The sequence below is a fragment of the Dactylosporangium sp. NPDC049742 genome, from assembly GCF_040674675.1.
GTDB classification, from domain to species: Bacteria; Actinomycetota; Actinomycetes; order Mycobacteriales; family Micromonosporaceae; genus Dactylosporangium; species Dactylosporangium maewongense.
In genome coordinates this window covers 1-17576 of sequence record NZ_JBFANF010000073.1, presented here as the reverse complement: position 1 = coordinate 17576, position 17576 = coordinate 1, and the positions used below count along the sequence as shown (strand labels likewise).

Annotated in this window: 14 protein-coding genes; 13 read left to right on the top strand and 1 reads right to left on the bottom strand. The window is 73.9% G+C overall.

What is annotated here, in order from left to right; translation table 11 throughout:
• The first annotated feature begins 1 nt into the window (after position 1).
• From AB0J72_RS49820 to AB0J72_RS49780, 9 genes are all read left to right on the top strand, one after another.
• On the top strand, positions 2-889 hold the full coding sequence (locus AB0J72_RS49820; RefSeq protein WP_363413195.1) for an ABC transporter permease: 888 nt from the start codon (positions 2-4) through the stop codon (positions 887-889).
• Entirely contained in the window at positions 886-1677 is a 792-nt protein-coding gene (locus tag AB0J72_RS49815; RefSeq protein ID WP_363413192.1) for an ABC transporter ATP-binding protein, read from the top strand. Before AB0J72_RS49820 ends, AB0J72_RS49815 begins: the two co-directional genes overlap by 4 nt.
• A 32-nt stretch (positions 1678-1709) precedes the next feature.
• Positions 1710-3110 (top strand): zinc ribbon domain-containing protein, encoded by a 1401-nt coding sequence (locus AB0J72_RS49810; protein ID WP_363413189.1) that lies wholly within the window; start codon positions 1710-1712, stop codon positions 3108-3110.
• A complete protein-coding gene (locus AB0J72_RS49805) occupies positions 3110-4294 on the top strand; it encodes an acetyl-CoA acetyltransferase (protein WP_363413186.1) in 1185 nt (394 codons plus the stop codon). The genes AB0J72_RS49810 and AB0J72_RS49805 overlap by 1 nt, the downstream gene beginning before the upstream one ends.
• Before the next feature lie 80 nt (positions 4295-4374).
• Complete coding sequence (locus AB0J72_RS49800) at positions 4375-5277, top strand: SDR family NAD(P)-dependent oxidoreductase (protein WP_363413183.1); 903 nt, start codon at positions 4375-4377, stop codon at positions 5275-5277.
• 7 nt (positions 5278-5284) lie between these two features.
• Positions 5285-5779, top strand: a complete 495-nt coding sequence (locus AB0J72_RS49795) for a VOC family protein (RefSeq protein WP_363413180.1) — start codon at positions 5285-5287, stop codon at positions 5777-5779.
• A complete protein-coding gene (locus AB0J72_RS49790) occupies positions 5779-7290 on the top strand; it encodes an AMP-binding protein (protein ID WP_363413177.1) in 1512 nt (503 codons plus the stop codon). The genes AB0J72_RS49795 and AB0J72_RS49790 overlap by 1 nt, the downstream gene beginning before the upstream one ends.
• Positions 7287-8831: an AMP-binding protein gene (locus AB0J72_RS49785; RefSeq protein ID WP_363413174.1), complete on the top strand. Its 1545-nt coding sequence runs from the start codon at positions 7287-7289 to the stop codon at positions 8829-8831. Before AB0J72_RS49790 ends, AB0J72_RS49785 begins: the two co-directional genes overlap by 4 nt.
• A gap of 120 nt (positions 8832-8951) precedes the next feature.
• A complete protein-coding gene (locus AB0J72_RS49780) occupies positions 8952-10133 on the top strand; it encodes a rhomboid-like protein (protein WP_363413172.1) in 1182 nt (393 codons plus the stop codon).
• 20 nt (positions 10134-10153) lie between these two features.
• Here the strand turns inward: AB0J72_RS49780 and AB0J72_RS49775 are convergent, their stop codons facing one another.
• Positions 10154-11812 (bottom strand): APC family permease, encoded by a 1659-nt coding sequence (locus tag AB0J72_RS49775; protein ID WP_363413170.1) that lies wholly within the window; start codon positions 11810-11812, stop codon positions 10154-10156.
• 307 nt (positions 11813-12119) lie between these two features.
• Here AB0J72_RS49775 and AB0J72_RS49770 point away from each other — a divergent pair, with 307 nt between their 5' ends.
• The 4 genes from AB0J72_RS49770 to AB0J72_RS49755 are packed head-to-tail and all read left to right on the top strand — an operon-like array spanning position 12120 to position 17464.
• Complete coding sequence (locus AB0J72_RS49770) at positions 12120-14774, top strand: FtsX-like permease family protein (RefSeq protein WP_363413168.1); 2655 nt, start codon at positions 12120-12122, stop codon at positions 14772-14774.
• Positions 14761-15447, top strand: a complete 687-nt coding sequence (locus AB0J72_RS49765; protein WP_363413166.1) for an ABC transporter ATP-binding protein — start codon at positions 14761-14763, stop codon at positions 15445-15447. The genes AB0J72_RS49770 and AB0J72_RS49765 overlap by 14 nt, the downstream gene beginning before the upstream one ends.
• A 5-nt stretch (positions 15448-15452) precedes the next feature.
• Positions 15453-16112, top strand: a complete 660-nt coding sequence (locus tag AB0J72_RS49760) for an ABC transporter ATP-binding protein (protein WP_363413164.1) — start codon at positions 15453-15455, stop codon at positions 16110-16112.
• Positions 16113-16156: 44 nt separating this feature from the next.
• Positions 16157-17464, top strand: coding sequence for a putative Ig domain-containing protein (locus tag AB0J72_RS49755; RefSeq protein WP_363413313.1), 1308 nt, complete (start codon positions 16157-16159; stop codon positions 17462-17464).
• Positions 17465-17576: the final 112 nt, after the last annotated feature.

Here is a 17576-nt window from a genome sequence, read left to right as displayed (position 1 = left end):
CGTGAGCGAACTGGAGCTGCAGCTCAAGACCAGCGAAGGCGCGGTCGCGCAGCCGCGCCGGTCCAAGCGGACGTCGGCGTTCTGGCTGGCGGTGCCGATCGCCGTGGTCGCCGTCGCCGTGTTCGTCCTGCCGCTGACCGGACTGCTCCCCGCTGCCGGCCAGGACCTGAACGCGACCCGGCAGCCGCCCGGCTTCCTGTCCGGCGGTTCCTGGTCGCACCCGCTCGGCACCGACAAGCTCGGCCAGGACCTGCTCACCCAGTTCGTCGAGGCGGGCCGGCTGACCATCATGATCGGCCTGGTCGGCGCGGTCGTCGCGATCGGCCCCGGCACCCTGCTGGGCCTGCTCGCCGGGTACTTCCGCGGCTGGGTGGACCGGGTCATCTCCGTGCTCATCGACGCCCAGCTCGCGCTGCCGTTCATCCTCGTCGCCCTGGCGATCATCGCGAACCGGGGCAGCTCCCTGCCGGTGCTGTTCCTGGTCCTCGCGCTCACCGGCTGGGCCGTCTGCGCCCGGGTCACCCGCTCGGCGACCCTCGCGATCCGGGAACGCCAGTTCGTGCTCGGGCTGCGCGCCGCCGGCGCGTCGGAGCTGCGCATCGTGTTCCGGCACATCCTGCCCAACCTCGGCGGCACGATCGTCGCGCTCGGCACCCTCCAGGTCGGCACCGCCATCCTGATCGAGAGCGCGCTCAGCTTCCTCGGCCTCGGCGTGGTGCCCCCGATGAACAGCTGGGGCTCGCTGCTGGCGGCCGGCCAGGACGAGCTGAGCACGGCCTGGTGGATCGCGTTCTTCCCCGGCCTTGCGGTCACCGTCCTCGTGCTGCTGGTCAACCTGCTCGGCGACGCCATGCTCACCCACTACGACCCCCGCAAGAGGCGCCGATGACCAGCCTGCTGCACGTGTCCGGCCTGTCCATCACGGCCCGGCTCGCCGACGGGCACCTCCGGCTGCTCGACGGCGTCGACCTCGACGTGGGCCGCGGCCAGATCGTCGGCGTCGTCGGCGAGTCCGGCAGCGGCAAGACCACCCTCGCCCGCTCCGTCGTCGGCCTGCTCGAACGCAACGTCACCGTCGAGGCCGGCGCCGTCGAACTGGCCGGCGACGTGGTGGTCGCCCCCGGCGTCGACCGCACGGACCGGATCCGCGGCACCGCCGTCGGCATGGTCTTCCAGGACGCGTCCCGGTCGCTGAACCCGCTGATGAAGGTCCGCACCCACCTCGGCGAGGTGCTGCGCCGGCACGTCCGCGGCATCGGCAAGGCCGACGTCGAGCGGCGCTCCGTCGAGGTCCTCGAACAGATGCGGATCAGCGACCCGGCCCGGGTCCTGGACAGCTACCCCCACCAGCTGTCCGGCGGGCTGCGCCAGCGGGTCGCGATCGGCCTCGCCGTCGTCACCCGCCCGGCGCTCGTCATCGCCGACGAGTGCACCACCGCGCTCGACGTCACCACCCAGACCAAGGTCGTCGCGCTGTTCCGGACCCTGGTCGACGAGCTCGGCATCGGCCTGCTGTTCGTCACCCACGACCTGATGCTCGCCAGCGACCTCTGCGACCGGATCGCGGTGATGAGCCGCGGCCAGGTGGTCGAGCAGGGCGGCGTCGAGGACGTGCTGGACCGGCCGCGGCAGGACTACACCCGCCGGCTGCTCGCCGCCATCCCCTCGTGGACCTGACCGCTGTGGACCCGACCTCCGTGGAGCCATCCTTGACTGACCAGGGTATCGACGCGTACGCGGCCTACCTGCCCGCCTACGTGCTCACCGACAACCGCCTCGACCCGGCCGGCGGGCCCGCCCCGGCCAAGGGCCCGGCCCGCAGCGTCGCCGGCTACGACGAGGACGTGATCACGATGGCCGTCGAGGCGCTGCGGCACCTCGCCGCCGCCACCCCGGCCGGACGGCACCTGCTGCTCGCCACCACCAGCGCCCCCTACGAGGCGAAGACCTCCGCCGGGATCGTGCACGAGGCGCTCGGGCTCGACCCCGGCGTCAGCGCCGTCGACCTGCGCGGGCACCGCTCCGGCGCGGCCGCCCTGGACCTCGTGGTCCGGGCCGGAGCCGTCGCCGCCGCCGCCGACCTGCGCACCACCCGCCCCGGCGCCCCCGACGAGCTCGCCCAGGGCGACGCCGCGGCCGCGTTCGCCGGCGGCACCGGGCACGCCGCGGTGCTGCTGGCCCGCGCCGGGCACACCACCGAGATCCTCGAACGGTGGCGGCTGCCCGGCGAACGCCACGACCGGGTCTGGGACGAGCGGTTCACCGCCGAGATCCTCGCCGCCGCCGGCCTCGACGCGGCCCGCCGCGCCCTCGCCGAGGCGGCCCTGGACGCCGTCGACCACGTCGTCGTCTCCTCCTCCAACCCGCGGGCGGCGGCGGCCCTGCGCCGGGCGCTGCGCGGCACGGTGCCCTCCCAGCAGGACGCCGCCCTGGAACGGGCCACCGGGTTCACCGGCGCCGCCCACCCGGGGCTGCTGCTCGCCGCCGCGCTCGACGACGCCGAGCCGGGACAGACGATCCTGCTGCTGTCCGCGACCGAGGGCGCCGACGCGTTCGTGTTCCGCGCCGGCGACCGGGTCCGCGAGGCCCGCAGCGGCCCGTCGGTGCGCGACCAGCTCGCCGCCCGGCAGGTCCTCGGCTACGGCCGGTACCTGCGCTGGCGCGGGCTGCTGGACGTGCAGGGCCCGGCCCGCCCCGCGGCACCGGCCCCGGCGGCGCCGCCGATGCACCGCCGGGCCGGCTGGAAGTACCGCCTCGAGGGCAGCCAGTGCGGCGCCTGCGGCCGGGTCACCACCCCGCCGAGCCGGGTCTGCGCCGCCTGCGGCATCGCCGGGGCCGGCGAGGCGAAGGTCTCGCTGCGGGACCGGACCGCCCGGGTCGTCTCCGTGACCCGCGACCACCTGACCACGATGCCGGAGCCGGAGGTCGCCGTCGTCATCGCCGACGTCGACGGCGGCGGCCGGCTCAGCGCCTACGCCACCGACGTCCCGCCCGGCGACGTCACCGTCGGCATGCCCATGACTCCGGTGTTCCGCCGGCTGTGGACCACCGACGCGATCCACAACTACTTCTGGAAACTCCGCCCGGCGCCGCTTACGGAAGGTCAGTGATGGGCAGCAGACGCACCACGCACGACGTCGCGATCATCGCGATGGGCTGCACCCCGTTCCGCGACCACTGGCACTCCTCCGCCGACGACCTGCTCGTCGACGCCGTGCAGGAGTGCGTCGGGTCGCTGCCGTCGGTCACCCTCGACGACGTCGACGCGTTCTGGGTCGGCACCCAGGGCTCCGGCATGTCCGGGCAGACCCTGGCCCGGCCGCTGCGGCTGACCGGCAAACCCGTCACCCGGGTCGAGAACTACTGCGCCACCGGCTCGGAAGCCTTCCGCAACGCCGTGTTCGCGGTCGCCTCCGGCGCCTACGACATCGTCATGGCGACCGGCGTGGAGAAGCTCAAGGACTCCTCCTTCTCCGGACTGTCGGCGGTGTACCCGCCCGACGACGGCACCGCCGTGGACTGGACCGCACCCGCCGGGTTCTCCCTGTTGGCCCCGGCCTACCAGGAGGCGTACGGCGTCGACGCCCGCGACATGCGCAGCGCCCTGACGAAGGTCGCGATGAAGAACCACGCGAACGGCGCCCTCAACGAACGCGCCCAGTTCCGCAAGGCCGTCACCGTCGAGACCGTCGAGAACTCCCCGCGCATCGCCGGGCCGCTCGGGGTCATGGACTGCTCCGGCGTGTCCGACGGTGCCGCCGCCGCCATCATCGTGCGGGCCGAGGACGCACACCGGTACACCAGCAAACCCATCTTCCTGAAGGGGATGAGCTTCGTCGCCGGGTCCGGTGCGGGGCTGGCGTCCGACGGCTACGACTTCACCAGCTTCCCCGAGGTCGTCGCCGCCGCCCGCCAGGCATACGAGCAGGCGGGCGTCACCGACCCGGCCGCGCAGATCTCCCTGGCGGAGGTGCACGACTGCTTCACCCCGACGGAGGTGGTGCTCATGGAGGACCTCGGGTTCTCCGAGCGTGGCAAGGCGTGGCGGGACCTGCTCGACGGCCGCTACGACCTCGGCGGCGCGCTGCCGGTCAACACCGACGGCGGCCTGAAGTCCTTCGGCCACCCGATCGGCGCGACCGGGCTGCGGATGATGTTCGAGTGCTTCACCCAGCTGCGGGGCGAGGCCGGGGCCCGACAGGTCCCCGGCGCGAAGCTCGCCGTCGCCCAGAACCTCGGCGGCCAGCCCGGCTCCTGCGTCGCGTTCGTCGCGGTCCTCGGGAGCGAGCGATGAGCGGGCCGGAGCGAAGCGGAGAGGCCGCTCATCATGGGCACAGTTTGGAGCTCAGGCGCACGGAGCGAAGCGGAGGGCGAATGAGCGCGGTCAGGCTGGACGGGCGCGTGGTGATCGTCACCGGCGCCGGCAACGGCATCGGCCGGGCGCACGCCCTGTCCCTCGCGGCGCACGGCGCGTCCGTCGTGGTCAACGACCTGGGCGGCGGCGTCGACGGTACGGGCACCGGCGGCGCGGCGGACAAGGTCGTCGACGAGATCCGCGCGGCGGGCGGCACGGCCACCGCGTCCACGGACTCCGTCGCGACACCGGCGGGCGGGGCGGCCCTGGTGCGGACCGCGGTCGACGCGTACGGCAAGGTCGACGCCGTCATCCACAACGCCGGCATCCTGCGCGACCGGACCCTGGCGAAGCTCACCGACGACGACGTGCAGGCCGTCCTCGACGTGCACCTCACCGGCGCGTTCAACGTGCTGCGCCCCGCCTGGCCGGTCATGGCGGCGCAGGGGTACGGCCGGGTCGTGCTCACCAGCTCGTCCTCCGGGCTGCTCGGCAACTTCGGCCAGTCCAACTACGGCGCCGCGAAGGCCGGCCTCGCCGGGCTGATGCAGGTGCTGTCCCTGGAAGGCGCCCGCCGGGGCATCCTGGTCAACACCATCGCCCCGACCGCCGCGACCCGGATGACCGACGGCCTGCTCGGCGAGCTCGCCGACCGGTTCGACCCGCGGCACGTCGCCGCCGTCGGCACGTTCCTCGCCTCGGAGCAGTGCACCCTCACCCGGCACATCCTCACCGTCGGCGGCGGCCGCGTCGGCCGGATCTTCTTGGGGGTCACCCCCGGCTGGTACGGCGGCGAAACCCCGGCGACCCCCGACGACATCCTCGGCGCGCTCGACGAGATCTGCTCCCTGGACGGCTTCATCGTCCCGGACAGCGGCGCCGACGAGGTCGAACTGATCCAGCAGGTACTTTCCGGAAAGTGAGCGATTGATGCCGGTCAGCGAAGTGCATCACGTGGCCATGACCGTGTCCGACGTGGACCGGGCCGCCGACTTCTACGAGCAGGCCCTCGGCTACCGCAGGACCTTGCGCAGCGACGTCGGCGGGCCGGGGATCGAGGTGTCCCTCGGCCTGCCGCCCGGCACCACCGGCAAGGTGCAGTACATGCAGGGGCCGAGCAAGATCGGGCAGCTCGAGCTGATCGAGTGGAACGGCACCAAGACCAGGACCGCGACCGCCGGGCACCTGGAGCTCGGGACGTTCCTGCTCAGCTTCGAGGTGCCCGTCGAGGAGATCGGCGACCTGCACCGGCGGATGACCGAGCTCGGCGCCGAATGCCTCGGCGAACCCAACCGGGTGCTGCTGGAGAACTACGGGTACATCACCGCGTTCGCGGCCCGCGACCTCGACGGCAACCTGCTGGAGTTCGTGTCGCTGCCCAGCCGGGAGGAGATCCTGGCGTACCGGAACGGAACCGCGAACTGATGGGCGCCGCCAACTTCGCCGAGACCCTGCGCCGGCAGGCACTGCGGCGCGCGGACCGGGAAGCGCTCGTCGACGGCGCCGACCGCTGGACCTACGCCCAGCTCGACGCCGACGTCGACCGGCACGCCGCGGCCCTGCTGTCCGCCGGCATCGGGGCTTCGGACCTGGTCGGGGTGCTCGGCCGCAACACCGCCACCTACGTGCTGGAGCTGCTCGCCCTCGCCCGGATCGGCGCGATCTCGGTGCCGCTGAACTGGCGGCTGCACGCCAGCGAACAGACCTACGTCATCAACCAGGCCGGCATCACCTGCCTGCTCTACGACGACGACTTCGCCGACACCGCCGCGGAGCTCTGCGCCAAGACCGGCATCGCGACCGCGGTCGCCAACGGCACGCAGGTGGTCGGCGACGCGCACCTGCTGTCCGTGCTGCTCGACCGGCAGCCCGCCGGGGTCCGGGTCCCCGACGCGGAGAAGTCACCCGAGGACATCCACCGGCTGCTGTACACCTCCGGCACCACCGCACACCCGAAGGGCGTCATCCACACCTGCGGGAACCTCACCGCGAACCACCTCGCCCAGGTCCTCGAACTGGAGCTGACCCAGCACGACCGGATCCTGATCTCGGCGCCGCTGTTCCACGTCAGCGGCCTGGAGGCACCCGGCCTGGCGATCTTCACGGCCGGCGCGACGATGGTGCTCACCCCGACGTTCAAGGCCGCCGACATCGCCCGGATCGCGGCCGGGGAACGCATCACCGGCATGGTCCTCGCCGCGCAGATCCTGTTCGGCCTGCTCGACCTGCCGGAGCCGCCGGACCTGTCGGCGCTGCGGTACCTGCTGTTCGCCGGGGTCGCGCCCACCGTACGGCGGGACGTGAAGCGGCGGCTGCCGCACGTCCGGCTCATCGACACGTTCGGGATGACCGAACTGTGCAACGGCGTCTGCTACATGGACGCCGCGCACGAGGAGAGCAAGATGGGCGCGCTCGGCGCCCCGTTCCCCGGTGTGCACATCAGGATCGTCGACGAACAGTTCCGGCAGGTCCCGCCCGGCACCGAAGGCGAGATCATCATCCGCGGGGCGAAGATCTCACCCGGGTACTGGAACGACGAGGAGGCCAACCGGCGCACCCGCCGCGACGGCTGGTTCCTCACCGGCGACGTCGGCCGCGTCGACGAGGACGGCTACCTGTGGTTCGTCGACCGGCGCACCGACCTCATCAAGTCCGGCGGGGAGAACGTCGCCGGCGCCGAGATCGAGCGGGTCATCGCGCAGCACCCGGACGTCGCCGAGGTCGCCGTCATCGGCGTCCCGGACCCGCAGTGGGACGAGGTGCCCAAGGCGTTCGTCATCCTCCGCGACGGCGCGACGAGCACCGGCGAGGACATCCGGTCGCACTGCCGCGCCAACCTCGCCGGGTTCAAGGTGCCCAAGTACGTCGACGTGGTGGAGTCGCTGCCGCGCAACGACTCCGGCAAGGTCCTCAAGCGCGAGCTGAGGTCGGCATGACGACCGCGAACATCGCCGCGATGGTGGGCGGCAACGCGCTGCGGTTCGGCGACGCCGACGCGCTCGTCTTCGAGGGCCGGCGGTGGACCCACCGGCAGCTCGACAAGGACGTCAACGCCCTCGCCGCGGGCCTGACCGGCGAGGGCGTCGGGCACGGCAGCCGGGTCGCGATCGTGGCCAACAACGTGCCCGAGTTCCTCATCCTGTCCCTCGCCCTGTCGAAGCTCGGCGCCGTGTTCGTCCCGCTCAACTACCGGCTCACCGCGGGCGAGCTGGCCCAGCTGCTCGGCCACGCCCGGGTGCAGTCGGTCGCGACCGTGCCGGAGTTCGCCGAGCTGGCCACCGCCGCGATCGCCGACCTGCCCGGCGTGCGGAAGCTCGCGCTGGAGCCGATCGACGGGTGGATCGACCTGCGGGCGCTCGTCGAGGCGCACCGCGGCGCACGGGTCGCCGACGCCGAGCTGGCCGACGACGCCCTGCAGCGCATCATCTACACGTCCGGCACGACCAGCCTGCCCAAGGGCGTCATGCTCACCCACGGCAACGTGAACATGAACATGCACGCCCAGATCGTCGAGCTCGGCCTGCGCCCGACCGACCGGATCCTCAACTTCGCGCCGCTGTACCACGTCGGCGGCACCGACCTGCCCGGCTACGGCATCTGGCACGTCGGCGGCTGCATGGTGCTGCAACGCCGCTTCGACCCCGCCGCGGTGCGGCAGGCCATCGAGTCCGAGCGCATCACCGGCATGGTCATGGCCGCCACGATGCTCGACATGGTGCGCCGCTCGGACACGCCCGCGGACCTTTCGTCGGTGCGGTGGCTCATCTACTCGCAGGTGACCTCGGCGCTGTACGCGGTGGCGCGGGAGCTGTTCCCCAACGCCCGGCTGATCGAGGGCTACGGCCTCACCGAGACGTGCAGCGGCCTCACCTACCTCGACCACGCCCACATGGAGTCCAAGCAGGGCTCCGTCGGGATTCCGGTGCCGTGGGTCCAGGTCCGGGTCGTGGACGCCTACGACAACGACGTGCCGGTGGGGGAGAACGGCGAGGTCGTCGCCCGCGGCCCGAAGGTCAGCCCCGGCTACCTCGACGACCCGGAGGCCACCGCGCACGCGTTCCGCGGCGGCTGGTTCCACACCGGTGACGTCGGCTGCTTCGACGCCGACGGCTACCTGTACATCCGCGACCGCCTCAAGGACATGATCCGCAGCGGCGGCGAGAACATGGCCAGCGCCGAGATCGAGAACGTCCTCGCCGACCACCCGCTCGTCCTCGCCGCCTCGGTGATCGGCGCGCCGCACCCGAAGTGGCAGGAGGTCCCGGTCGCGTTCGTCATCGGCCGGCCCGGCCTCACCGCGGAGTCGCTCATCGACCACGCCCGGCAGCGCCTGGGCAGGTTCAAGGTCCCGAAGGAGATCTACCTCGTCGACGAGTTCCCGACCAACCCGTCCGGCAAGGTCCTCAAACGCACCCTCCGCGACCAACGCCCCACGCTGCGCCCCGACTGGACGTACGAGGCGCTTCCACCCGACTGACAGCCATCAACTGCGGGCCGGTGCCGGCGTCAGGGCATGGCCTCATCCGGCGGCAGTACACTCGACGGGGAGATCATCTTTGATGGGTCGCATCTCATGGGCGTGCGGAGCGGGTGCCGGTTGTACCGGGATCTGCCTGGCCTGGTAGCGGCCTCCTACCTGCCCGGCGGCGACCTCGCCGACGCTCTTCGCGGCGCGGAGGGCCGGTCGGCCAGGACGAAGATCTGCCTGTCGTTCCTCGCGCGGGTGCGGCTGGCCCCGCTGTACGTGCTGATCGTCATCGGCGTCAACGTCGTCCTGAACCACGCCGTCAGTGCGGAGGTCCGGACCCAGATCGTCCTCGCCAACTCCACCAACGTGGCCAACCTGCAGGACCACCGGATCTGGACGTTGGTCACCAGCGCCTTCGTGCTCGACGAACGGGTTGGCGTGCTGGCGCTGATCCCGCTGCTGCTGCTCCTGTCGGTGGCCGAGGTGCTGTGGGGGTGGCGGCGGCTGCTCGTGGTGTTCTTCGGGTCCAACGCGGTGACGAGCTGCCTCGTGTACGGGCTGCTGCTGGCCGGCGTCCGCGGCGGCTGGTTGGGCGGCGCGATCACCGTGGCCAGTGACGTGGGCACCAGCTACGGCTCGCACGCCGTCGGCGGCGCGCTCGCGCTCACCCTGCCCGTGCGTGCACGGCGGTACCTGGTGCCGCTGGCGATCGCGGTCGTGGTCGTGCCGTTGCTGAACGGCGGCACCTTCACCGACGTCGGGCACCTGCTGGCCGTCCTCCTGGGCTTCCTGGCCGGTTGGCAGATGCGGCGGCGTCCGCTGGCCGGGCGCCTGCGCCGCCCGGCCCTGCTGCGCGCGGACCAGACCGCGGACCAGACCTTGGCCTACTCGTTCGACGACGTGGCGGGGGCTCGCGCAGCACTGATCACCGCGCTGCGCCAGCACCGTCCGGTGCGCCTCGACGACGCCGTGGTCGCCTGGTCCGACCAGGCGGACCGGATACACGTGCAGGAGACCCGGGACATGGACGCGATCGACGGCACCCTCGCCGGCGGCGCCTGGGGGGTGGTGCTGGGCACGTTCGTCGGCCTCCCGATCACCGGTCTGGTCATCGGCGCGGGTGCGGTCGCGGTGGCAGCACGCAGGCACGACGCCGGCCTCAGCGACACCACCGTCGAGCGGACGATGCGGGCCGTGCCGAAGGGGCGCGGCGCACTGCTGCTGCTGGCCGATCCGGCCGGCCAGCCGGCACTGACCTGCGCGCTCACCCGGACCGGTGGCACCCCGGTGCCCGATGTCGCCCAGTCCTGACCAGTGGTGGTACTCGATCGTCACGGTGCGTCACGCTCCAGCGGGACGGCGAGTTCGGGCCGTTCCCGGTCGAGCGCGGAACGTACCCGTTCGCTGTCCACGGCCACGCTGACGGCGTAGGCGAAGATCACGAGGCTGAAGGCGATCACCACGAGCAGGTCGATCCAGCCGGGCAGCCACAGGCGTGCGCCGCGCCCGTACCGGCCGAGGAACCCGATGAGGGTGAGCCCGATGAGCCAGGGCCAGATCCACGACGACGCACGCCAGTCGATGATGGGCCGGGCTCGGTCGGGGGTGTGCGCCACGGTGATCGCGAAGAGTGCCAGCCCTGCGCCGATCGCCAGCACGAGCTTCCAGGTCGCCTCGAAGCCGCCCCAGTAGATCACCAGGTTCGCCGCGACGAAGGCCGCGGGTGCGGCGACCCCGGCGGCGGGCAACCGGTACGGGCGGTGATGCCGGGGATCACGCCGGCGAAGCGCGGTCAGCGACACGGGCGCGAACGCGTACATGATCGCGGTCGCCGACGTGACGAGCCCGACGAGCGACTGCCAGCTGGGGTACGGCAGGAAGGCCAGCTCTCCCGCGACGAACGCCAGCGCGATCGAGTACACCGGCACGCCGCGGCGGCTGACGTAGCTCAGCGCCGCCGGCAGGGTGCCCTGCCGGGCCAGCGCGTAGGACAGCCGAGCCGAGGCACCGAGGTAGACCAGCCCCGTCCCCGCGGGTGAGACGAACGCGTCGGCGTACAGCAGCGCGGCCAGCCAGCCGGCGCCCGCCGCGGCGGCGATGGTCGCGTACGGGCCGAAGTCCCCGGCGCCCACCGGATGCGTCCACCCGTCGGCGAGGTTGCGCGGGTCCAGACCGCCGATGAAGACGATCTGCAGCAGGATGTACAGCACTGTGCCGATCAGCATGGCCAGGATCACGGCGCGGGACAGGTCCCGCTGCGGATCGCGCGCCTCCCCGCCCAACTGGATCGCCTGTTCGAAGCCCTGCAGGGAGAAGACGACACCGGCGGGCAGCGCGGCGAAGATGCCGTGGGCGCCGTACGGGCTGAACCCTCCGCCCGCGGTGAAGTTGGACGGATGGAAGGTCAGCGCGGCGACGACGATGACGGTGAGCACCGGGACCGCGAGCTTCCAGAGCACGACGGCGGCGTTGCTCCGGGTGAGCCGCCGAACCCCCAGCACGTTGATCACGGTGAACAGCAGCATGAGCAGGGTGGCGAAGCCCAGCCCGGCCGGTGACAGCGTGCCGTCGGCGTGCAGGAGGCCGAGGTGGCCGCGTACCCATGCGATGTTGTTGAGGTACTGCAGGCTCGCCTCCACCTCGATCGGCGCGATCGTCACGGCCTGCAGCCAGGCGGCCCAGCCCGCGGTGAGTCCGGCGAGCGTGCCGAACGCGAACCCGGGGAACCGCGCGGTGCCGCCGGCGACCGGGTAGGAGGTGCCGAGCTCCGCGTGGACCAGGGCGAGCAGCGCGAGCATCCCACCGGCCAGCAGCCAGGAGATCAGTGACGCGGGCCCGGCGGCCTGTGCCGCGGTCAGCGCGCCGAGCAGCCAGCCGGAGCCGATGATCGAGCCCAGCGACACGAAGGTCAGGCCCCACAGCCCCACTTCGCGCCGCAGGGAGCCGGAGCCCACGAGCATCCGGCCGGCCGTGCCGCCCGCATCCTGCACGGCGCACCTCACCAGGTCGGCGGCGGGCCGTGACACCGCGCCAGCCGGCGGGGTCGGCCGGCCCGTTCCGGGCCAGATACCGCGGTTCCGTCCACCCGAAACCCAGGCCTGGCGGGAACTTCTACGGTGGTCACCCGATCCACCGGTGGGGCAGCGGCCAGCCGCAGGGCGAGCGGGACCGGCAGCGTCGCGACGGCGTCCGCGGCGAACAGGTCAGCACGGCACGGCGGGGCAACCGGGAGCGGGTGGTGCGGGTCTATCTCACCGATGGTCATGTACGTTGCGGGCCGGAGGGTGGATGCGCGGGATGGCTCGTGGCGGGTGGCTGTCGCTGGCGCCGTGGCGGCGGGCGCCGTTGTTGCTGCTCCGGCGGCCCAGTGTGGCCGTCGCGGTCGCGGTCGCGACGGCGGTGGCGGTCCTGCCGGCGGCGGCCGGGCCGTTGTTCCTGTCGTCGGCCGGCAGCGCGACGCTCCGGGCGAGGACCGCCTCGGTGTGCCCGGCGGCCCTCGGATCGCAGGTGATCGCCCCGGAGCGGCCCGTCGACCCCGGCGTGCTGGCGGCGGCGGTGACGCAGGAGGCGGAGGCCGCGGCGGACGGGCTCGGCGACCCCGCTGTGACCCTGGTCAGCGCGGGGGTGGCGGTCGGCGACAACAGGGTCAACATCGCCGGGCGGAGCGGCTTCGAAGGGCACGTCCAGCGGATCGCCGGCGGTCCCGGCCACGGACTGTGGCTGCCTGACCGGTTCGCGGCCGAGCACGGGCTGCGGCCCGGGGACACCCTCACGATCTCCCCGAACGTCGAGGCGTGGACCGCCGACGGCCGGCGGCAGGTCTGGCAGCCGACGGCGGTGCCGGTCGTGGCGATCTACCGGGACCTGCGCGACCGGTCCGGCGACGACCCGTTCTGGTGCGGCATCTCGACGCTGTACCGCGGCGACCCGGCCCAGCAGGCGGGCGGCCTCGGCAGCGACGTGCCGGTGCTCGACCTGCTCCTCGCCGACCGGGCGACCATGCTGGCGGTCGCGAGCGGCGCGCACATCCAGACCGCCCAGCGCATCGAGCGGGCCCCGGCGACGATCGACCTGACCGCGCCCGAGGCGACCCGGCTCGCCGCCGGCATCACCGGCATGCACGACCGCCTGCGGACCACCGCGTACGACGGCCGGATCCTGTACCGCACCGCCCTGCCACCGCTGGCGGGCCGGGCGGCGCTGGTCGAGCGGGAGCTGCGCGGGACGGTGCTGCCGATCAGCGCCGGCGGGCTGCTGGTCGGCCTGTCGGTCGTGATGGCGGCCGGCGCGTTCTGGGTCCGCCGCCGCGAGCGGGAGCTCGTCGTCCTCGCCACGTTCGGCGCGACCGCGCGCTGGCTGGGGGTCAAGGCCGCCCTGGAGGCGTTGCCCGCCCTCGCCGCCGGCGCCGCGGGCGGCTGGGCCCTGGCCTGGCTGCTGGTAGCGCAGGTGGGGCCGAGCAGTGACGTGTCGGGCGCGGCGCTGGTGCAGTCGCTGATCGCCGCGGTGTCCGGGTTCCTCGTCGCGACGGCGGTGCTGGGCGTGACCGCGGGCGTCGCCTGCCGTCCCCTGACCGGCGCGCCCACTCCCAGAGCCCGGGTCCGGCGGCGGCTGGCCGCGGCGCCGTGGGAGCTGCTGCTGCTCGCCGCCGCGGCCGGGTACTGGTCCACCGGCGGCGACCGGTCCATGGTGCGGCTCGGCAGCCAGTACGGGACCATGGTGCAGATCCCGGCGAAGCTGCTCGTCGTGCCGATGCTGGCGATCCTGTGCCTCTGCGTCGTCGGCGCGCGCCTGGCGACGGCGGCCGTCCGGCGCCGGACCCGCACGACGACGGCGGCGCGGTCGGCGGTGCGGCTGCTGTACCGGCGGCGGCTGCGACACTCCGCCGCGGCGGCGGTGACCCTCGCCCTCATCACCGCGGTGCCCGTCGCGGTGGCCGTCTACGGCGCGACGGCGACCGGGACCGTCAGCGCCACGCTCGCCGCGCAGGCCAGGCTCGGCGCCGGCAGCGACGTGGTGATCACCCTCGCCGAGCCGGGTGCGGTCCCCGCGGCCCTCGCCGGCCGGGCCACGCCGGTGCTGCGCCTGGACTACGTGCAGCTCGACGACCAGCAGGTGTCGCTGCTGGCGGTCGACCCGGCGACGTTCGCCCGCGACGCGTACTGGGATGACCGCCTCGACGACACCACCCTCGCCGAGGCGACCCGCGCGCTGCGCGCACCACCCGCCGGCGGTCTCGCCGCGGTCGCGTCCGCGCCGGTGCCGGACGGCGTGGCCACGATGACGTTCGGCGGCGACGCGCCGGTCGAGCTGGACGTCACGTCCCTGGCGGCGCTGCCCGCCCCGCGCGGCGGGTATCCGGTCCTGCTCGTCGACCGGGCGGCGCTCGGCGAGGAGGCGCTCGCCCGGGCCGTGCCGCAGCTGTGGGTGCGCGGCGACCCGGCCCCGATCCGCGCGGCCGTCGACGCGGCGGGCCTGCGGGTCGCGGTGTTCTCCGTCGCCGACGACCGCCACGCGAGCACGTTCTACCAGCCGGTGACGTACACGTTCGCGTACCTGTCCGCGCTGTCGCTGCTCACCGCGACGGTGGCGATGGTGGGGTTCCTGCTGTACCTGGAGTCGCGGCTGCGGGTGCTGCGGCGCGGCTACGTGATGCTCCGGCTGATGGGGCTGCGCTCCGCGGTGCAGGGGTGGCTGCTGCTGGCGGAGTTCGCCGGCTCCCTCGTCGCCGGGTGCGCGGCGGGGCTCGGCCTGGCGGTCACCGCCGCCGTGACGGTCCGCGACCAGCTCAACGTCGACCCCGCCGCGGCGCCGGGCACCGTGCTGTCCTTCCCCTGGTCGGTGATGGCCGGCCTGCTCACCGCGGTCGGCTGCTTCGCCGTCCTGGTGGCGGCGGTGACCCACTGGCGGCTCACCCGCAGCCGGACCTCGGAGGTGCTGCGTGACATCGACTGAACAGGGCGCCGGCTGCGTCGGGGTGTCCCGCTCGTACCGGGTCGACGGCCATCTGGTGCCCGCCCTGGTGGACGTGGACGTCAGCGCCCCCGCCGGCATGATCACCGCGGTGATCGGCCCGTCGGGCTCCGGCAAGTCGACCCTGCTGCGCCTGCTGACCGGCATGGACAGCCCGGACGAGGGCACGGTCACGATCGCCGGGCAGGACCTCGGCACACTGCCGGCGGCCGGCCGTGCCCGGCTGCGCCGTGAACGGCTGGGGCTGGTGCGCCAGGACCCCGGCGACAACCTCCTCGCCTACCTGACGGTCCGCCAGCATGTCCGGCTCGCCGCGCAGATCCGCGGCGTGCCGGAGGCGACCGGCGAGGCGCTGCTGGAGCCGCTCGGCATCGCCGGCAGGGCCGACCACCTGCCGCACCAGCTGTCCGGCGGCGAGCGGCAACGGGTCGCGATCGCGTTCGCCGCCGTCGGTCCGTCGTCGGTGCTGGTGGCGGACGAGCCGACCGGCCAGCTCGACCACGGCAACGTCGACGCGGTCGTCACCGCCCTGCGGGTCATCGCCGACGCGGGCGTGGCGGTCATCGCGGCCACCCACGACCCGGCCGTCTGGCAGCGCGCCGACCGGGTGGTCCGGCTCCAGGCCGGCCGGGTCGTGCGGGAGATGCCGTGGTGACGCCGGTGGTGACGACCCACGCGGTCACGCGCCGCTACCCGGGCGCGGGAAGGGTCACCGCGCTCGACGGGGTCTCGGTGGAGATCCACGCCGGCGAGCTGACCGTCGTGGCGGGCCCGTCCGGCTCGGGCAAGACCACCCTGATCAGCGTCCTCGCCGGGCACGAGCGGCCGGACACCGGCACGGTGCAGACGCGGCTCGGCAGCCGGTGGCACGAGACGAGCTTCGTGCCGCAGTCCCTCGCCCTCCTGCCGGAGCTGAGCATCCGGGAGAACGTCGAGCTGCCCGCGCTGCTGTCGGACCGCACCGGGTCCGACACCGACGAGCTGCTGCGGACGCTGGACCTCGCCCACCTCGCGGACCGGCTGCCCGCGCAGGTGTCCGGCGGGGAGCAGCAGCGCGCGTCCCTGGCCCGGGCCCTGCGGCTGTCGCCGGCGCTCCTGCTGGCCGACGAGCCGACCGGCCACCAGGATCCCGCCCGCGTCCAGCTGCTCCTGGACGTGCTGCGGGCACACGCCCACGCGGGCAACGCCGTGGTCGTCGCCAGCCACGACGAGCAGGTGATCGCCGGCGCCGACCGGGTCCTGACCCTGCGCGACGGCCGGCTCGCCGCCGACACCCGCCCCGCCGCCGGAAACCCGGCCGGCACGCCACGACCACGGTGACGCCGGCCCCGCGCGGCTGACGGCGGCCAGCGCCTTCGACCGGGCTGGACAGGCCCGCCGGGCGGCGCAACGATCGGGGGGATGGTCGAGCCGGATGTCTCGCAGGCGCTGCGGACCGGGCCGTTCGCCGTGGCGTTGGACGTGGCGGTCGAGGCGAGCGGGCTGACCCTGGAGCGGCTCGCCGTGCTGCTGGCGGCAACGCCTGCAACTACGGGCCGGGCGGGCAGATCCCGGAAGGGGTGCAGGTCGGCAACGCCACCTCCGGCGACACGAAGGCCGGCGACTCCAACTACGGCACCTGCATGGACCTGTTCGCGCCCGGCAGCAACGTGCTGTCCGCATACCACACGTCCGACACCGCCAGCACCACGATGTCGGGCACGTCGATGGCGGCGCCGCACGTCGCCGGCGCGGTCGCGACCTACCTGACCGGTCACCCGTCCGCCACGCCGGCGCAGGTCCACGCGTGGGTGACGGACAACGCCAGCACCGGCAAGATGTTCGGGCTGCCGGCGGGGACGCCGAACAAGCTGCTGTACGTCCCGGCCGCCGCCGGCCCGCCGCCGACCGGCGACTACACGCTGTCGGCGAGCCCGGCGTCGGCGACGGTGCAGGCCGGCGGCTCGGCCACCAGTACCATCGCCGCGACCGCGACCGGGACCGCCGTCCCCTCCGTGGTCGGCGGGCAGCCCACCACGGTCGAGCAGCACCCGTTCATGATCTCGCAGCGCCGCGAGGGCAGCAGCTTCCCCGGCCAGCAGTCGTGCTCGTCGACGCTGATGGGCCCGCACACCGTCTACACCGTCTACACCCGGGTGTCGACGTACGCCGCCGAGATCGCGGCGCAACTGCCGGGCGGCAACCCGCCGCCGGGCAGCGACATCACCCTGTCGGCGACCGGCCTGCCCAGCGGCGCGACCGCGTCGTTCAGCCCCGGGACCGTCAGCACCGGCGGCACGGCCACGCTGACCGTCACCACGTCCGCCGGCACGCCCGCCGGCACCTACCCGATCACGGTCACCGGGACGAAGGGCTCCACCACCGCACAGACCACCTTCACCCTCACCGTGCAGGGCGGCGGCACCCCGGGCCCGCTCGCGCTGACCAACCCGGGCACGCAGAACTCCGTCGCCGGCAGGCCGGCCGCCCTGACCCTGCGGGCGCAGGGCGGCACCACCCCCTACCGCTTCACGGCGTCCGTGCTGCCCGCCGGCCTCACCCTGAACCCGTCCACCGGTGTCGTCAGCGGCACCCCGACGACGTTCCAGACCTCGAACGTCACCGTCACGGTGACCGACGCGGCCGGCCGCACCGCGCGGGCGACCTTCTTCTGGTTCGTCATGCCCTTCTGAACCACGCCGGCGGGCCCCCGCCCCCCCCCCCCCGCCCCCCGCCCCCCGGCGTGGCGTCGAGAGCGGCCGGGGGGCCCCGGAGGGGAGCCCGGGGGGCGCCCCCCCCCCCCAC